The organism is Massilia sp. UYP34 (genome assembly GCF_056279385.1).
In genome coordinates, this window is record NZ_JBWBRF010000004.1 from 353,189 (window position 1) to 368,170 (window position 14,982).

Annotated in this window: 16 protein-coding genes, 1 tRNA gene and 1 riboswitch; of the genes, 6 read left to right on the forward strand and 11 right to left on the reverse strand. The window is 64.8% G+C overall.

Going from position 1 to position 14,982, the window contains the following annotated elements; all coding sequences use genetic code 11:
• Window positions 1-83 precede the first annotated feature (83 nt).
• The gene (gloA, locus tag ACZ9AQ_RS10415) at window positions 84-497 is read left to right on the forward strand and encodes a lactoylglutathione lyase (protein ID WP_429203684.1); all 414 of its coding nucleotides are present in this window, start codon (window positions 84-86) and stop codon (window positions 495-497) included.
• Window positions 498-707: 210 nt separating this feature from the next.
• A riboswitch (FMN riboswitch) is annotated at window positions 708-860 on the forward strand.
• Window positions 861-962: 102 nt separating this feature from the next.
• Window positions 963-1,610: a 3,4-dihydroxy-2-butanone-4-phosphate synthase gene (ribB, locus tag ACZ9AQ_RS10420; RefSeq protein ID WP_429203685.1), complete on the forward strand. Its 648-nt coding sequence runs from the start codon at window positions 963-965 to the stop codon at window positions 1,608-1,610.
• An 89-nt stretch (window positions 1,611-1,699) separates the two neighbouring features.
• On the opposite strand, the gene ACZ9AQ_RS10425 is transcribed toward ribB, so the two are convergent.
• The 4 genes from ACZ9AQ_RS10425 to ACZ9AQ_RS10440 all read right to left on the reverse strand — a co-directional run bounded on the left by ACZ9AQ_RS10425 (window position 1,700) and on the right by ACZ9AQ_RS10440 (window position 4,885).
• Window positions 1,700-3,058, reverse strand: a complete 1,359-nt coding sequence (locus ACZ9AQ_RS10425; protein WP_429203686.1) for a TolC family outer membrane protein — start codon at window positions 3,056-3,058, stop codon at window positions 1,700-1,702.
• A 37-nt stretch (window positions 3,059-3,095) separates the two neighbouring features.
• Window positions 3,096-3,419: a rhodanese-like domain-containing protein gene (locus ACZ9AQ_RS10430; protein ID WP_429203687.1), complete on the reverse strand. Its 324-nt coding sequence runs from the start codon at window positions 3,417-3,419 to the stop codon at window positions 3,096-3,098.
• A gap of 9 nt (window positions 3,420-3,428) precedes the next feature.
• On the reverse strand, window positions 3,429-4,082 hold the full coding sequence (locus tag ACZ9AQ_RS10435) for a protein-L-isoaspartate O-methyltransferase family protein (protein ID WP_429203688.1): 654 nt from the start codon (window positions 4,080-4,082) through the stop codon (window positions 3,429-3,431).
• A 161-nt stretch (window positions 4,083-4,243) separates the two neighbouring features.
• A complete protein-coding gene (locus ACZ9AQ_RS10440) occupies window positions 4,244-4,885 on the reverse strand; it encodes a TetR/AcrR family transcriptional regulator (RefSeq protein ID WP_429203689.1) in 642 nt (213 codons plus the stop codon).
• Between the two features lie 202 nt (window positions 4,886-5,087).
• Between ACZ9AQ_RS10440 and ACZ9AQ_RS10445 the strand changes: the two genes are divergently transcribed.
• Entirely contained in the window at window positions 5,088-5,384 is a 297-nt protein-coding gene (locus ACZ9AQ_RS10445; RefSeq protein ID WP_429203690.1) for a YkgJ family cysteine cluster protein, read from the forward strand.
• Window positions 5,385-5,459: 75 nt separating this feature from the next.
• Here the strand turns inward: ACZ9AQ_RS10445 and ACZ9AQ_RS10450 are convergent, their stop codons facing one another.
• Window positions 5,460-5,867: an ATP-grasp domain-containing protein gene (locus tag ACZ9AQ_RS10450; RefSeq protein ID WP_429203691.1), complete on the reverse strand. Its 408-nt coding sequence runs from the start codon at window positions 5,865-5,867 to the stop codon at window positions 5,460-5,462.
• A gap of 237 nt (window positions 5,868-6,104) precedes the next feature.
• On the opposite strand from ACZ9AQ_RS10450, the gene ACZ9AQ_RS10455 reads away from it, so the two are divergent.
• Together ACZ9AQ_RS10455 and recQ are read left to right on the forward strand one after the other, a co-directional pair.
• Window positions 6,105-6,938 carry an undecaprenyl-diphosphate phosphatase gene (locus ACZ9AQ_RS10455; protein WP_429203692.1) on the forward strand — a complete coding sequence of 278 codons (834 nt, stop codon included), beginning with the start codon at window positions 6,105-6,107 and terminating at the stop codon, window positions 6,936-6,938.
• Window positions 6,939-6,980: 42 nt separating this feature from the next.
• Window positions 6,981-8,813: a DNA helicase RecQ gene (recQ, locus tag ACZ9AQ_RS10460; RefSeq protein WP_429203693.1), complete on the forward strand. Its 1,833-nt coding sequence runs from the start codon at window positions 6,981-6,983 to the stop codon at window positions 8,811-8,813.
• A 5-nt stretch (window positions 8,814-8,818) separates the two neighbouring features.
• Here recQ and ACZ9AQ_RS10465 read toward each other — a convergent pair whose 3' ends face one another.
• From ACZ9AQ_RS10465 to trmB, 3 genes are all read right to left on the reverse strand, one after another.
• Entirely contained in the window at window positions 8,819-9,568 is a 750-nt protein-coding gene (locus ACZ9AQ_RS10465; protein WP_429203694.1) for a LytR/AlgR family response regulator transcription factor, read from the reverse strand.
• Window positions 9,565-10,788 carry a sensor histidine kinase gene (locus ACZ9AQ_RS10470; protein WP_429203695.1) on the reverse strand — a complete coding sequence of 408 codons (1,224 nt, stop codon included), beginning with the start codon at window positions 10,786-10,788 and terminating at the stop codon, window positions 9,565-9,567. The genes ACZ9AQ_RS10465 and ACZ9AQ_RS10470 overlap by 4 nt, the downstream gene beginning before the upstream one ends.
• 121 nt (window positions 10,789-10,909) lie before the next feature.
• On the reverse strand, window positions 10,910-11,590 hold the full coding sequence (gene trmB / locus ACZ9AQ_RS10475) for a tRNA (guanosine(46)-N7)-methyltransferase TrmB (protein WP_429203696.1): 681 nt from the start codon (window positions 11,588-11,590) through the stop codon (window positions 10,910-10,912).
• Window positions 11,591-11,761: 171 nt separating this feature from the next.
• Between trmB and ACZ9AQ_RS10480 the strand changes: the two genes are divergently transcribed.
• Window positions 11,762-12,877: a succinylglutamate desuccinylase/aspartoacylase family protein gene (locus tag ACZ9AQ_RS10480; protein WP_429203697.1), complete on the forward strand. Its 1,116-nt coding sequence runs from the start codon at window positions 11,762-11,764 to the stop codon at window positions 12,875-12,877.
• An 18-nt stretch (window positions 12,878-12,895) separates the two neighbouring features.
• Here the strand turns inward: ACZ9AQ_RS10480 and ACZ9AQ_RS10485 are convergent, their stop codons facing one another.
• From ACZ9AQ_RS10485 to ACZ9AQ_RS10495, 3 genes are all read right to left on the reverse strand, one after another.
• Entirely contained in the window at window positions 12,896-13,588 is a 693-nt protein-coding gene (locus tag ACZ9AQ_RS10485) for a DUF6064 family protein (protein ID WP_429203698.1), read from the reverse strand.
• Window positions 13,585-14,514 (reverse strand): aldo/keto reductase, encoded by a 930-nt coding sequence (locus tag ACZ9AQ_RS10490; protein WP_429203699.1) that lies wholly within the window; start codon window positions 14,512-14,514, stop codon window positions 13,585-13,587. Before ACZ9AQ_RS10490 ends, ACZ9AQ_RS10485 begins: the two co-directional genes overlap by 4 nt.
• 91 nt (window positions 14,515-14,605) lie before the next feature.
• Window positions 14,606-14,679 (reverse strand) — tRNA-Gly (locus tag ACZ9AQ_RS10495).
• Between the last annotated feature and the right edge of the window lie 303 nt (window positions 14,680-14,982).

The window sequence follows — 14,982 nt, forward strand, 5'->3', positions numbered from 1 at the left end:
GCAGTCCTGCCTGCGGCGCCTCCGGCAAGGATGCCGTCGAACGCATAGAATAGCGGTTCTTCGAAACCCATAGGGCAATCCAAATGCGCATCCTGCATACCATGTTGAGGGTCGGCGACCTGCAACGCTCCATCGACTTCTACACCAAGGTGCTGGGCATGAAACTGCTGCGCACCAGCGATAATCCGGAATACAAGTACAGCCTGGCCTTCCTCGGCTACGGCAGCAATCCCGACCACGCCGAGCTCGAGCTGACCTATAACTGGGGCACCGACAGCTACGACATGGGCACGGGCTACGGTCACATCGCGATCTCGACCGAAGACATCTACGCCACCTGCGATCAGGTGCGCGCAGCCGGCGGCAACATCACCCGCGAACCGGGCCCGGTCAAGGGCGGCACCACCGTGATCGCCTTCATCGCCGACCCGGACGGCTACAAGGTCGAGCTGATCGAGCGCGCCGACAATGCCGGCGGCGGTGGGCTGAGCAACTAAGCTGACCGGATTTTCAGCAAGGATGGCGCGGCGCCTGCGGGTGTCGCGCCATTTTTTTGGCGCTGTCACCATGTCGTGTGTACTCGCGTGAACTGCTGAGCTGACCCGCGGTCGAGTCTGTCCACCGATCCCAAACCGGTACCTGCTGAGCAGGAATCCTCGCACGCTGCTACAATCCGCCTGCCTATCAAACAGGCAACCACAATGTAATAACGTCTTCGGGGCGGGGTGCGATTCCCCACCGGCGGTATGATCTTCACGGGTCGAGCCCGCGAGCGCCTGCTCAACTTTTCAGTGAGCAGGGTCAGCAGACCTGGTGAGAAGCCAGGGCCGACGGTATAGTCCGGATGAAAGAAGATGTGCGCTGTCATGCGCCTGCTCACCCGCGCCTTCGCGGTTGAACGGGTGCGCGGTTTCGCTTTGCCCTGATGCGTTTTTCGCCAACCACTGCGAGGAGCGTTTCACATGTTAGTCCCTGCCTACACCCTTCAAAGCAATGACCTCGAAGGTCGTATCGCCGCCGCCCTGGCCGCCATGCGCGCCGGCATTCCCGTCATCCTGCTCGACGACTTCGATCGCGAGAACGAAGCCGATCTGATCGTCGCCGCCGAAAAGCTGACCGTCGAATCCATGGCGCTGATGATCCGCGAATGCAGCGGCATCGTCTGCCTGTGCCTGTCCGATGAAAAAGTGCGCGCGCTCGAACTGCCGCCGATGGCGCCGGAGAACGGCAGCCGCTACGGCACCCCGTTCACGGTCTCGATCGAAGCCCGCCATGGCGTGACCACGGGCGTCTCGGCCGCGGACCGCGTCTCCACGATCCAGGCCGCGACTGCGCGCAACGCCCAGCCGGACGACCTCGTGCGCCCCGGCCATGTGTTCCCGCTGCGCGCCACCCCGGGCGGCGTGCTGGCGCGCGCCGGCCATACCGAAGGCTCGGTCGACCTGGCCAGGCTGGCCGGCCTGCAGCCGGCCGCCGTGCTGTGTGAGCTGATGAACCCGGACGGCACCATGATGCGTGGCGAGCAGATCGAGCAGTTCGCCGAAGAACGCGCCTTCCCGATCCTCACCATCGCCGAACTGATCCAGTGGCGCCGCGCGCGGGCACTGTAATATGAAAAATGAAAAAGCCCGGGTTGCCAGCATGCTGGCCCCGGGCTTTTTCAAACCTGCCTGCGCACCCACGGCGCAGGCTCGGAAGATCACTCTCCCAGCAAGCTGTTCACCGGCATCAGGTCGGCCTCGCGCAGCGAACCGGCCGCTGCCTTCAGGCGCAGGCCGTTGATGATCACGTCATAGCGCGCGCGCGACAGGTCGGTGCGGGTCTGGTACAGCTGGCGCTGGGCGTTCAGCACGTCGATATTGATGCGCACGCCGACCTGGTAACCCAGCTTGTTCGACTCCAGCGCCGACTGGCTCGACACTTCCGCCGCTTCCAGCGCCTTGACCTGGGCCAGGCCGCTGTTCACGCCCAGGAAGGATTGGCGCGCCTGCATCGCCGCGTTGCGGCGGGTCGCCTCGAGGTCGTTGCGTGCCCGGTCTTCCAGCGCGATCGATTCGCGCACGCGGCTGGTGACGGCGAAGCCGCTGAAGATCGGCACGCTCCACTGCACGCCGATCGCATTGTTCTTGGTGTCGCCCGAATTGCCGGTGCGGCCGTTGATGTCGCGGCGGGTCGAACTCGCCACCAGGTCGACGGTCGGCAGGTGGCCGGCGCGGTTGCGCGAGATGTCGCGCATGGCGATCTCGACCTGCAGCTGACCGACGGTCACGCCGTAGTTCTGGTTCTCGGCCGACGACACCCACGGATCGACCGAGGCCGGCTGCGGCACCGCCAGGGTCACGCCCGGCTTGAGCGGGGCCAGGTTGCCCGGCGCGGTGCCGATGATCGTCTGCAGCATGTTGCGCTTGTTGTCGAGGTCGTTGACGGCGGCGAATTCCTGCGCCAGCACCAGATCGTACGCGGCCTGCGCCTCGTGGGTGTCGGTGATGGTCTGGGTGCCGACCTCGAAGTTGCGCTTGGCCGACGCCAGCTGTTCGGTGGTCGCTTCCTTCTGGGCGCGCGTCGACTCCAGTTTGTCTTGCGCCGCCAGCACGTCGAAATACGCCGTGGCCACGCGCGTGATCAGGTCTTGCTGGGCCTGGGCAAACTGCGCCTCGGCGATCGCCTGCTGCAGCTTGCTCTGCTGGTAAGTCTGCCAGCGATCCCAGCGGTACAACGGCTGCTGCAGCGACAGCGTGTATTCGTTGGTGCGCAGGTTCGCACCGCTCGAATCGATGATGCCCGGCTGGCCGTTCGGCAAGGTGCCCACCTGGCCGATATTCCATGGATCGAACTCGTTGTCGTTCTTGCTGATCCCACCACTGAGACCCACGGTTGGCAGCAGGCCTGAACGCCCCTGTGTGATCCGCTCGCGGCCGGCGGCCAGCGAGGCGCGTGCACTCGCATATGTCGCGTCGTTGGCCAGCGCCTGCTGGTAGACCTGGATCAGGTCGGCAGCATGGGCGTTGAGCGAGAAGCACGCGCTGGCAAGCAGCACGGCAAGTAGGGGTTTCTGCATTGCTATCTCCACAGGAGTCATCTGGTTGAGGATCAGGTCAATACTTCGGCATTGACGGATCGACCTGTACGGCCCAGGCGTGTATCCCGCCCGTTAAATTCGTTACGTTACTGAACCCATTGCGCTCCAGGAAAGCGGCCACGTTCATGCTGCGCGCGCCGTGGTGGCAGATGCACACCACTTCCCGGTCGTCGTCGATCTCGCTCACGCGGACCGGAATCAGTTGCATCGGGATCTGGGTCGAGCCTGCGATCTTGCAGGTCTGGAATTCCCAATCCTCGCGCACGTCGAGCAGCAGCGGCTGCTCGCGCGCCGGGTCGGCCAGCCATGCGGCCAGCTCAGGGGCGGTAATCTGTCGCATCGATCGCCTTCAGAAGGTAAAGCGCGACGGCGCTTCGGCGCCGGTCAGCGGCTTGGCCACGGTTTCGAACAGCTTGACCGCATCGTGCGCCGTTTCCGAGGTGCGGGTGATCAGCTGGCAGCTCATCGCCGGCGCCTCGCCCAGGATGGCAATCATGCGACCACCCACCTTCAGCTGCGTGACCAGCGCTTCCGGCAGCACTGGCAGACCGCCCGAGACCACGATCACGTCGTAGGGGGCGTCCGTCGGCCAGCCCTGGGCGCCGTTGCCCTCTTCCACGCTGACGTTGATGACGCCGGCCCTGGCCAGGTTTTCCTTGGCCAGCGAGACGCTTTCCGGCTGGATCTCGACCGTGGTCACGTGGCGCGCCTTGTGCGCCAGCAGCGCGGCCATGTAACCGGACCCGGCGCCGATCTCCAGCACGTTCTCATGCTTCTTCACCGCGATCTCTTGCAGGATGCGCGCTTCGACCTTCGGATTGAACATCGTCTCGCCGCCCGGCAACGGGATCTCGACATCCGCGAACGCCAGGTTCTCGTAGGCCTTCGGCACGAATTGTTCGCGCTTGACCACGTGCAGCAGCGCCAGCACTTCTTCGTCCAGGACATTCCACGGACGGATTTGCTGTTCGACCATATTGAAGCGGGCTTGTTCGATATTCATTTCAATTCTCGGTGGAAAAATAAATAATCCGATATTCTAATCGCTCAATGGCCTCTGGACGCACATCTTAACGATGCACGGCCGAGCCAGCGAAAAATTGCGACAGTCTGCAGTTTGAGGGGGATGAACGCCAGAAATCGGTCCCTGGCGTGACAGGTAACTTACCTGGAGGCGGGAAGCAGGCCGTGCAGGGTGATATCGAGGAAGGCTTCCAGGAAAGCCTCGGGCTGCAGGTCGCAGCGCTCGCAGGGGGCGATCGTATGCTTCCAGGTCGAGAGCATCAGCAGCGGCGCGATCAGCACCTGGGCCGTCTGCGGCACGTCGATCCCGCGGAACTCGCCGCGGCGGATGCCGCGTTCGAGCATGCTCGAAATCATGCGCATGCCGCGTGTCATGACCTCTTCCTGGTAAAAGCGCGCCAGTTCGGGAAAATTGTCGGATTCGGCAAGGATCAGCTTGCTGATGCCGGACGCCTTGGTCGCGCCGATGCGCACCCACCAGGACAGGATCACGTGGCGCAGCAACTCGGCGCTGTGGCCATCGAACTCCGCCACCGATGTCTCGGCATCGTCGATCATCGGCAGGATGGCCTGGCGTACGACGGCCTTGAACAGGTCTTCCTTGTTGGCGTAATACAGGTAGAGCGTACCCTTCGACACCCCGGCGCGGCGGGCCACGTCCTCCAGGCGAGTCGAGGCGAAACCACGTTCCACGAACAGCTCGATGGCGGAAGCCAGAAGCTCTTTGGGACGCGCTTCCTTGCGACGTTCCCAGCGCGGCTTGCTGTCAAGTTGGCAGTCCATATTCCCGCCCAGAAAATTATCTAAGGAGCAATCAATATAGACCGCGGTCGTCGGAACAGTCAAGCAAACGTTGTATCGACAAACTATATTAGTTTAAATCAGGCGGAAACCGTAGATTAAGCCGTTTCACGAAGATGTCGTATTTCGCTTGGAAGCGGCTAAGGTATACTGGGGGGCTCAGTTTCTTCCAATGCCGATGTCCATGTCCGCCCCTTTTCAGTGCCGGCCGCAGTGCGGCGCCTGCTGCACCGCGCCCTCGATCACCAGCCCGATTCCAGGCATGCCGAACGGCAAGCCGGCCGGGGTGCGTTGCGTGCAATTGGGAGAGGATGAGCGCTGCCGCATCTTTGGCCAACCGGAACGGCCGGCCTTCTGCGGCGGCCTGCAGCCGTCGCATGAGATGTGCGGCGACGATCGCCCGCAGGCGATCCGCTGGCTGACCGAGCTGGAAGAAGCGACAGCGCCGCAGGGTCGGCGGCTTACGCCGCCGACGCGGTGATCGTTGGCAGCGAGATCGTCCGGCGCGAAATTCGGTACCGATAACAATCGCCGCGTCGGCGGCGAGCCGCCGACCCTACACCGCCGATTTGCCGCGTGCCTGTTGCACGCGCTGGAACAGCCCGCCAAGGGTCAAGCCGTCATGCCAGACCTCGTCCAGGCGCAGACCGTAGCGCTCGCGCAGGGCGCGCGCCAGCGGCTCGATGTCGGACGCGTCGGGCATCCAGCGGGTGGTCCTGGCGGCGCGCACCACGCCCAGCACCTGGTCGTCAGGACGCAGGTGCAGCTTCTCGCTGTCGCCGAACGAGAACGCGGCGCCGAACACCGACAGGAATTCGCGGATGTCTTTACGGGAAGCAGATGGGAAAGAACTGCGCCAGACCCGGCCCTGGAAGGGTCGGTAGCGTAATGCATTAGGCAACTGCCAGTCATGAAATGCCAGCCAGGACAGCGCGGCAAGAATGATGACCAATAATAGACTCATTGGGTGAGTGCAGGATTACTCATGGATTTAGTGTAGCACGCGATGTCACATTCGATGCAAGCGCTTCTTCATTCGCGCGCATGCCTGGCCACTGGCCGGCCGCACATTGCCGCTGCAAAATCGTCCGTACGGTTCAGTTAGCCCAACGGCGGGGGGCCGGCTCATGGTAAGCTTCGAGCCCAAGCCGGCGTGCCTGAACCGGCTCGTTCCCAGATCACTTCCACACCAACATAATTCATGGATATTGCGCTCGCCATCAAGGCGATCATCATGGGCCTGGTCGAGGGCTTCACCGAATTTCTTCCAATTTCTTCCACCGGTCACCTGATTCTTGCGGGCGAATTGCTCAATTTCACAGGCGTCAGAGAAACGGTATTCAAGATCGTGATCCAGCTGGGCGCCGTGCTGGCCGTCGTCTGGGAGTACCGTGAGCGCGTCATGCGCCTGTTTTCCGGGCTGGGGTCGGATCCGCTCCAGCAGCGCTTCGCGCGCAACGTCGCGATCGCCTTCCTGCCGGCCGCCGTTGCCGGTGTGCTGTTCAGCGCCACGATCACCGAACTCCTGTTCCACCCGGTGCCGGTGGCGATCGCCCTGGTCGTGGGCGGCGTCATCATCCTGTGGGTGGAACGGCGCCAGCGCCAGCGCGTCACGGCGCCGCGGGTCGATAGCGTCGACGACATGACCGCCCTCGATGCCCTGAAGGTCGGCTTCGCCCAGTCCTTTGCCCTGATTCCCGGCACCAGCCGTTCGGGCTCGACCATCATCGGCGGCATGCTGTTCGGCCTGTCACGCAAGGCGGCCACCGAGTTTTCGTTCTTCCTTGCCATGCCGACGATGCTTGGCGCGACGGTCTATTCTGTGGTCAAGGAACGCGAGGCACTGTCGATGGCCGACTTCCCGCTGTTCGGCCTCGGCTTCGTCTCGGCCTTCATCGCGGCCTTCCTGTGCGTGCGCTGGCTGCTGCGCTACATCAGCACGCACGACTTCACGATCTTCGCCTGGTACCGTATCGTATTCGGCATCCTGGTGCTGGTGACCGCTCACTTTGGCTTGGTCAACTGGTCGGAGTAAACTACCAGCCTCACCCTTGTCCAAAACACTGAAACAGACAGTATGAATCCCGATATCGGCGCCGACCTCGGCGCGCGCGCTCTCCACGTGCTGGAGACGGTCTTCGGCTATCCCGCCTTCCGCGGGCAGCAGGGAGAGATCGTCGAGCACGTGGCCAGCGGCGGCGACGCGCTGGTCCTGATGCCGACCGGCGGCGGCAAGTCGCTGTGCTACCAGATTCCCGCCCTGCTGCGCGACGGCGTCGGCGTCGTCGTCTCCCCGCTCATCGCGCTGATGCAAGACCAGGTCGACGCGCTGGAAGAAGTCGGCGTGCGCGCCGCCTTCCTCAACTCGACGCAAACGTTCGAAGAAGCCATGCGCATCGAGCGCCTGGTGCGTACTGGCGAGATCGACCTGGTCTACGTGGCGCCCGAGCGCCTGATGACGCCGCGCTGCCTCGAACTGTTCGAAAGCAGCCGCATCTCGCTGTTCGCCATCGACGAGGCGCACTGCGTGTCGCAATGGGGCCATGACTTCCGTCCCGAATACATCCGGCTGTCGATCCTGCACGAGCGCTTCCCCAACGTGCCGCGCATCGCGCTTACCGCGACCGCCGACCAGCAGACCCGGGCCGAGATCGCGCACCGCCTGCAACTGGAAGACGCGCGCCAGTTCGTCTCGTCGTTCGACCGTCCCAACATCCGCTACTCGATCGTCGAGAAGACCACCGGCCGCAAGCAGCTGATCGATTTCATCACGAGCGAGCACGCGCAGGATTCCGGCATCGTCTACTGCCTGTCGCGCAAGAAGGTCGAGGAGACGGCGGACTTCCTGAACGAGCACGGCATCCGCGCCATGGCTTACCACGCCGGCATGGAGCACACGGTGCGCGCCGCCAACCAGGCCCGCTTCCTGCGCGAAGAGAACATCGTCATGGTCGCCACCATCGCCTTCGGCATGGGCATCGACAAGCCCGACGTGCGTTTCGTCTGCCACCTCGACCTGCCCAAGAGCATCGAGGGCTATTACCAGGAGACGGGCCGCGCCGGCCGCGACGGCGCTCCCGCCAGCGCCTGGATGGCCTATGGCCTGCAAGACGTGGTCCTGCAGCGCCGCATGATCGACGAATCCGAGGCCGACGAAACCTTCAAGCGCGTGCTGTCGATGAAGCTCGACGCCATGCTCGGGCTGTGCGAAACGCTCAGCTGCCGGCGCATGCGCCTGCTCGACTACTTCGGCGAGCGCTCCGGCCCCTGCGGCAACTGCGACACCTGCCTGGTGCCGCCGGTCAGCTTCGACGGCACGGTGCCGGTGCAAAAGCTGCTGTCGACCATCTACCGGGTCGACCAGCGCTTCGCCGGCGGCCACGTGATCGACGTGCTGCGCGGCGCCCAGACGGAGCGCATCAGCCAGTGGCACCACGACAAGCTCACCGTGTACGGCGTCGGCGCCGACCGCTCCGAACAGGAATGGCGCGCCATATTGCGGCAAGCGATCGCCCTCGGCCTGGTGACGGTCGACCACGACGCCTTCAGTTCGCTCAAGCTCACCGACGCCGCGCGGCCCGTGCTCAAGGGCGAGCAGAAGGTGCAGCTGCGCCAGTACCAGAAGCCGGTCAAGGCCAAGCGCCCGTCCACCTCGCGCTCGAACTACGAAGAAACCGAATTGTCGCGCTCCGAACAGGCGATCTTCGACCGCCTGCGCTCGTGGCGCATGGGCACCGCGCGCGAGCACGGCGTGCCGGCCTATGTGGTGTTCCAGGATGCGACCCTGCGCGAGATCGCCAAGGTCAAGCCGGCCTCGATCGACCAGCTGCGCGGCGTGACGGGCGTCGGCGAGAAAAAGCTCGTGTCCTATGGCGACGAGATCGTCGCCATCATCAACGAGATGAGCTGACCGGATTACTCCCGGAACAGGTGAGTAAAACTGCGACTCACCGGGAGCACCTCGTTGCTCCCGCGCAGCAGCACCTGCATGCGTTCGGCGTCGACCCGCTCGGCCACCCGGATCGCATTCACGTTCACCAGCGTGCCGCGGTGGATCTGCCAGAACAGGCTTGGGTCGAGCCCACCCACCAGATCTTTCAAGGCAATGCGCACCAGCGCCTCGGAACCATTGAGCACGACGCGCGTGTACTTGCTGTCGGCCTGGAAGAACAGCACCTCCTCGACATCGATCAGGCGGATCTGCTTGCCGACGCTGGCCTTGAGCCATTTGAGCTTTTCGCGCTTCGGTTGTGGCGACGCCGCCTTGACCTGCTGCACCACTTGGCTGACATCGTCCGGTCGGGTGTCCAGCTTCTCGCGCAGGCGCGCCAATGCCTTGTCGAGCCGGCCCGGCTGGATCGGTTTCAGCAGGTAATCGACCGCACCGGCGTCGAAGGCATCGACCGCATACTGGTCGTAGGCGGTGACGAACACCACATGAGAGCGGCGGCCGATGCGTTCGGCCACTTCCAGGCCCGACATGCCGGGCATGCGGATATCCAGGAAGACCACCTGCGGCTCGTGCGCGAGCCAGGCGTCCCAGGCATCGATGCCGTTTTCGGGCGCCGCCACCACGCTGGCTTCGGGCCAGGCCGTGGCCAGCATGCCGAGCAGGCGCTCGCGCATCAATGGTTCGTCTTCGGCGACCAGCACGTTGACACTCATTTTTGCTCCTTGCAGGGGATGACGATTTCGGCCAGCAGGCCAGGTTCGGCTTCACTCAGCAACAGGCAGGCGCCCTCGCCGTACGTCAGGCGCAGGCGGTGGCGCACGTTTTCCAGGCCGGTGCCGGCGCCCGGCGTGTCGCTCATGCCGACGCCGCTGTCGCGTACCCGGATACGGATCGTCCCGTGGTCGTCATGGGCCGTGACCGCGATCTCGCCGCCGTGCACGGACGGCTCGATGCCATGCTTGATCGCGTTCTCGGCCAGGGTCAGCACGAGCATGCTGGGCACCTGGGTGCTCGCCAGCGCATCGGGCAGGTCGACCGTGTAGCGCAAGCGCTCGCCCATACGGATCTGCATCACCCGCAGGTAGGAGTCGACCAGGCGGAACTCGGTCTCCAGGTCGACCTGTTCGCACCGCATATCGCTCATGCTGGCGCGCAGGAAGTCGATCAGGTGGGAGGTCAGTTCGGCGGCCCTTGCCGCACCTTGCGCGCCCTGCTCGGCCAGCTGCTGCACCGCGCCGAGGGTATTGAACAGGAAGTGCGGCTCGATCTGGGCATGCAGCAGCCGCAGCCGGGTCTCGCTCAGTTCGCGGGCCAGGCGCTCCTGCTCGGCTTCCTGCTTCAGCTTCACGGCAAGCAGGGCATAGTGCCGACTGCGCACCAGCGCCAGCACGAAGCCTGGCAGCGCGACCAGGAGCAGAACGCCAAACCCGGTCACCATCAGGACCTTCGGCATGATCTCGAGCAGGCGTCCCCAGGAATCTCCCTTGAACATCACCACCAGAACCGCGCCGTACAGGCCTCCCAGCATGCCCAGGCCGATGGCCTTCGTCACGAGCCGGCGGCCGCGCTGCACATATTTCTCGTGATTGAACCAGACCGCGGCCAGCGCCAGCACGACACCCAAGCCGACCGCATTCGCGGCCAGCACCGCTGCCATCAGGGACAGCCCGGGCAGGAAGGCCAGCTTGACCAGTGCACCGAACACCGAGAATACCAGGCACAGCTTGGCAAGCAGGCGTATGAAGGCCTTGCCGCTATACGCCGTCGCGATGTGATACAGCTCCTCGCGCTCGACCGGCGACATGTCGGCAATCTTGCACGCCATCCTGCGCCGCCAGCCCGCCGGCGCCTGGACAGCCAGGCCAGGCTGTCGCAGCACGCCGAGCAGCTCCTGGTCCCACTCCTTCCACCACCGCGCGATTCGTCCCCACATGGTTTCCTCCGTACTCGTTAATGTATAGCAACGAGTCCAGTGTAGGAACTTTGCCGTTCATCGCCCAGCGGGAGGTGACGAACGACGACATGGCGTGCGTGAACGACGATGGCCGAATGGCTTATTTGCGCGTGAAGACCAGGTCCCACACCCCGTGGCCCAGCTTGATGCCACGGTTCTCGAACTTGGTCAGCGGACGGTATGCAGGCTGCGGCGCATAGCCCTCGGCGGTGTTGACCAGCTCCGGCTCGGCGCTCAAGACGTCGAGCATCTGCACCGCATAGTCTTCCCAGTCGGTCGCCAGGTGCAGGTAGCCGCCCGGCGCGATCTTCCGGCACAGCAGCTTGACGAAGGACGGCTGGATCAGGCGGCGCTTGTTGTGGCGCGCCTTGTGCCATGGATCGGGGAAGAACACGTGCACGCCGTGCAGCGCGCCATCCGGAATCATGTGGTTCAGCACCTCGAACACGTCATGCTGGACCAGGCGCAGGTTGGCGATGTCCTGCTCGCCGATCTGCTTGAGCAGGCTGCCCACGCCCGGCGTGTGCACTTCGACGCCCAGGAAGTCCGTTTCGGGCATCAGTTTCGCGATATGGGCCGTGGTGTCGCCCATGCCGAAGCCGATTTCGAGGACGACCGGCGCATGACGACCGAAAGCGCCTGCGAGATCGAGCGGCTCTTTCTTGTACTCGATCAGGAACTTGGGGCCATGCTCCTCGAAAGCCCGCGCCTGCGCGGTCGACAACCGCCCTGCGCGCGTGACGAAACTGCGGATGCGGTGTTCGGTGGGATCGTACAGCATGGACCGTGCCGGACCACTGGTGGGCTTTTCAGAAGACATGGGGAGTGTGGAATATGCGGAAAAAACGGCTGTCATTATAGCGCAGCCGTCTCCACCATCGACCGTGCGTGGCGGCAAGGCGGAATCGCGCATAATCGGTGTCTTCCCCCAGCAACGCCGGAGCCTCTTGCCATGCACTCGACGAAACACCCGATCGCCATCGAAGACAGTGTCGCCACCATGACCCTGACGTCGCTCCACTACGGCACGCCCGGCAGCGGCAAGAAGGTGTACATCCAGGCCGCGATCCACGCCGACGAAGTGCCGGCGATGCTGGTGGCGCACCTGCTGCGCGAGCGACTCGACCAGCTCGACGCCGAGGGACGCATCAAGGGCGAGATCGTCCTGGTTCCGGCAGCCAATCCGCTCGGCCTGTCCCAGGTGCTGCATGGCGCGCCGTTCGGCCGCTACGACCTGTCCACCGGCCTGAATTTCAACCGCTCCTACCGCCACGTCGCGGCCGCCCTCAAGAACGCGCTCGCGGGGCGGCTGGGCCCGGACGCCGCGGCCAACGTCGCACTGATCCGTGAGCTGGCCCGTGCCGAGGTGGCGGCCTGGGAACCGGCGGACAATGCCGCCACGCTCAAGAAAATCCTGCTGACGATGGCGATCGACGCCGACATCGTGCTCGACCTGCACTGCGATAACGAGGCGGTGCTGCACATGTACACCGGCACGCCGCTGATCGACGTAGTGCAGCCATTGGCCGACCTGATGGGCGCGCGCGTGCTATTGGTGGCGAAGGAATCGGGCGGCGAAGCCTTCGACGAAGCCTGCAGCCGCGTGTGGTGGGACCTGGCCGACCACTTTCCGCAAGCCGCGATCCCGCCTGCCTGCGCCGCCGTCACCGTCGAACTGCGCGGCGAGAACGACGTGAACTACGACTACGCGCAGCAGGATGCCGACGCCATCGTGCACTACCTGGCGCACCAGGGCGTGCTCGACATCCCAGTGGGCGCCCTGCCAGCGGCGCAATGCGGCCCGACGCCGCTGGACGCGGTCGAGCCCCTGTCGGCGCCGCATGCGGGCGTGCTGGTGTTTCGCAAGCAGCTGGGAGACCAGGTGGCGGCGGGCGAGCCGATCGCGGACATCGTCAATCCGGTAAGCGGCCAGGTCACGCCGGTGGCGGCCAGCCGTTCGGGGCTGCTGTTCGCCAGCACGGCGCACCGGCACCTGCTGCGCGGGATGCACGTGTGCAAGGTGGCGGGGGTGGATTCGTTCAGGTTGGGCAATCTGTTGTCGAGCTGAGCGCCGGCCGGTCGGCCTCTACTTGTCCTGCCCCTGCCACCGCGCCTGGGGCATACGCCTGAAAAGCAATCCGGCCGCGACCGCAAGGAGGGCGAACGTCGGCAGCAGCCAGGCGTAACCGACGCGCAGTTCCATCAGGGTCGCGCCGCTCACCGCGCACCACGCCAACGGGATCAGCCAGGCAATCGGGTGCGCACGGCTGGCCAGCAGCACGCCCAGCGTCGCGATCGCGGTAGGATCGGGCGCGATGCCGAACACTTCGGCCTGGCTCCAGCCACGGCCGCTACCCGGCGCCAGCAGCGGATACGCGACCACCGCCAGGCCGGCCAGCCCCAACGCCACCTGTTTCTGCACGCCGGCCGGCGTCGCCGCGCGCGGCCGCAGCGCCATGAAACACAGCATCACTGCCTGCACCCCGAACGCGAGCGCGAACCAGGGGCCGGCGGTGTTGATGTCCGCATAGCGCGCCAGGTGATAGGCCCAGCCCACCCAGCCCCAGGCCACGGCCAGTACCAGCAGTGCGATGCGGCGGGTGTGGACGCCAGGGCGCGCGATGCAGCCGATCACGGCCAGGCCGGCCGCCAGCGCCGGCAGGTGCGCGGGCCAGACCGCCTCGTTGTACAGGGCCATGAGCCGGTAGTAGCTGCGCTGCGAGAACATCAGCAAGTCCGACAGCCTGTAGGTCGCCCACTCGGTCCACCACTCGCTCATGCCAGCCTTTCGGCATCCTGGGCGATGCGCCTTCGCAGGGCTTCGTCGGGCATCCGGCCGCTTCCCGCCAGCAGGTTCTCGCGCACGTGGGCCACGCTCGAGGTGGCGGGGATCGCGCAGGTGACGGCGGGATGGGACACGATGAACTTCAGCAGCGCCTGGGCCCAGGTGGTGCAGCCGATCTCCGCGGCCCAGCCGGGCAGCGGCTTGCCGGCCAGCGCCTGCGTCAAGTCTCCCTGGCGGAACGGCCGGTTGACGATCACGCCGATGCGGCGCTCGCGCGCCAGCGGCAGGATGCGCTGCTCTACCTCGCGATCGAGGGCGTTGTACGAGATTTGCACGAAGTCGATCGGATGCGAGGCCATGATCTTTTCGATCTCGCCAAGACGCCGGCCTTCGGAGGTCGTGATGCCGACGTAGCGCAAGCGCCCTTCTCTCTTCATCGCCTGCAGGGTCGTGAGGTGCTCTTCCCACGACAGCAGGTTATGCACCTGCAGCAGGTCGAAGCGCGGCACGCGCCACAGCTTGCGCGAAGTCTCGATCTGCTGCACGCCCCGGGCGCCACCGCTGATCCACACCTTGTCGGCGGAGAAGAGGCGCGGCGGCTTGATGGCCTGCACGGCTTCGCCGATCACGTCCTGGGCCGAGCCGTACATCGGGGACGAGTCGATCATCCGGCCGCCGCCAGCGAAGAACTGGCGCATCACCTCCTGGCATTCCTTGCGGGCCTGCGGATCGCGGCCGACGTTGAAGGTGATCCAGCTGCCCAGGCCAATGACCGGGATCTGTTCGCCGGACGAGGGAATCGGGCGGGTGAGCAGCGGCGCGGGACCTGGTGCGGCGTGCAGCGACGGCAGGGCCAGGCCGCCGGATGCGGCGAGCATCGTTTGCAGCAGGCGGCGACGTGACAGGGAATCGGGACTCATGCGAAGCGCTCCTTGCTCGGCGAGACGAGGGAACGCAAAGGATATCGCGATTGGAAACGGGATGGCGCTGCTCAGCTACAGGAAGGGCGATTGGAGCGGGTGAAGGGAATCGAACCCTCGTATGAAGCTTGGGAAGCTTCTGCTCTACCATTGAGCTACACCCGCGTTGCCCGCATTCTACGCGTGTTTCAACGCTGTTGACAACTTCCTACGATGGCAGGTGTGATGGGGAATGTGATGGCCGCCTCGTCCGAAGTGTGATGTTCTCAGTCGAACCGTGGCCAGTCTATGGCAGCGAAATTCTTCATCAACACACTTTGGCCTTCCCCCACCAGCTCGGACACTTTCGATAGGTATGATGTCCCTATCGGAGGAATTACATGGCACGTGAAAGACGGTTGTTTTCAGAAGAGTTCAAGCGCGAGGCAGTCAAGCTGGTAGGCCAGCCTGGTGCGAGTAAGGCGGCGA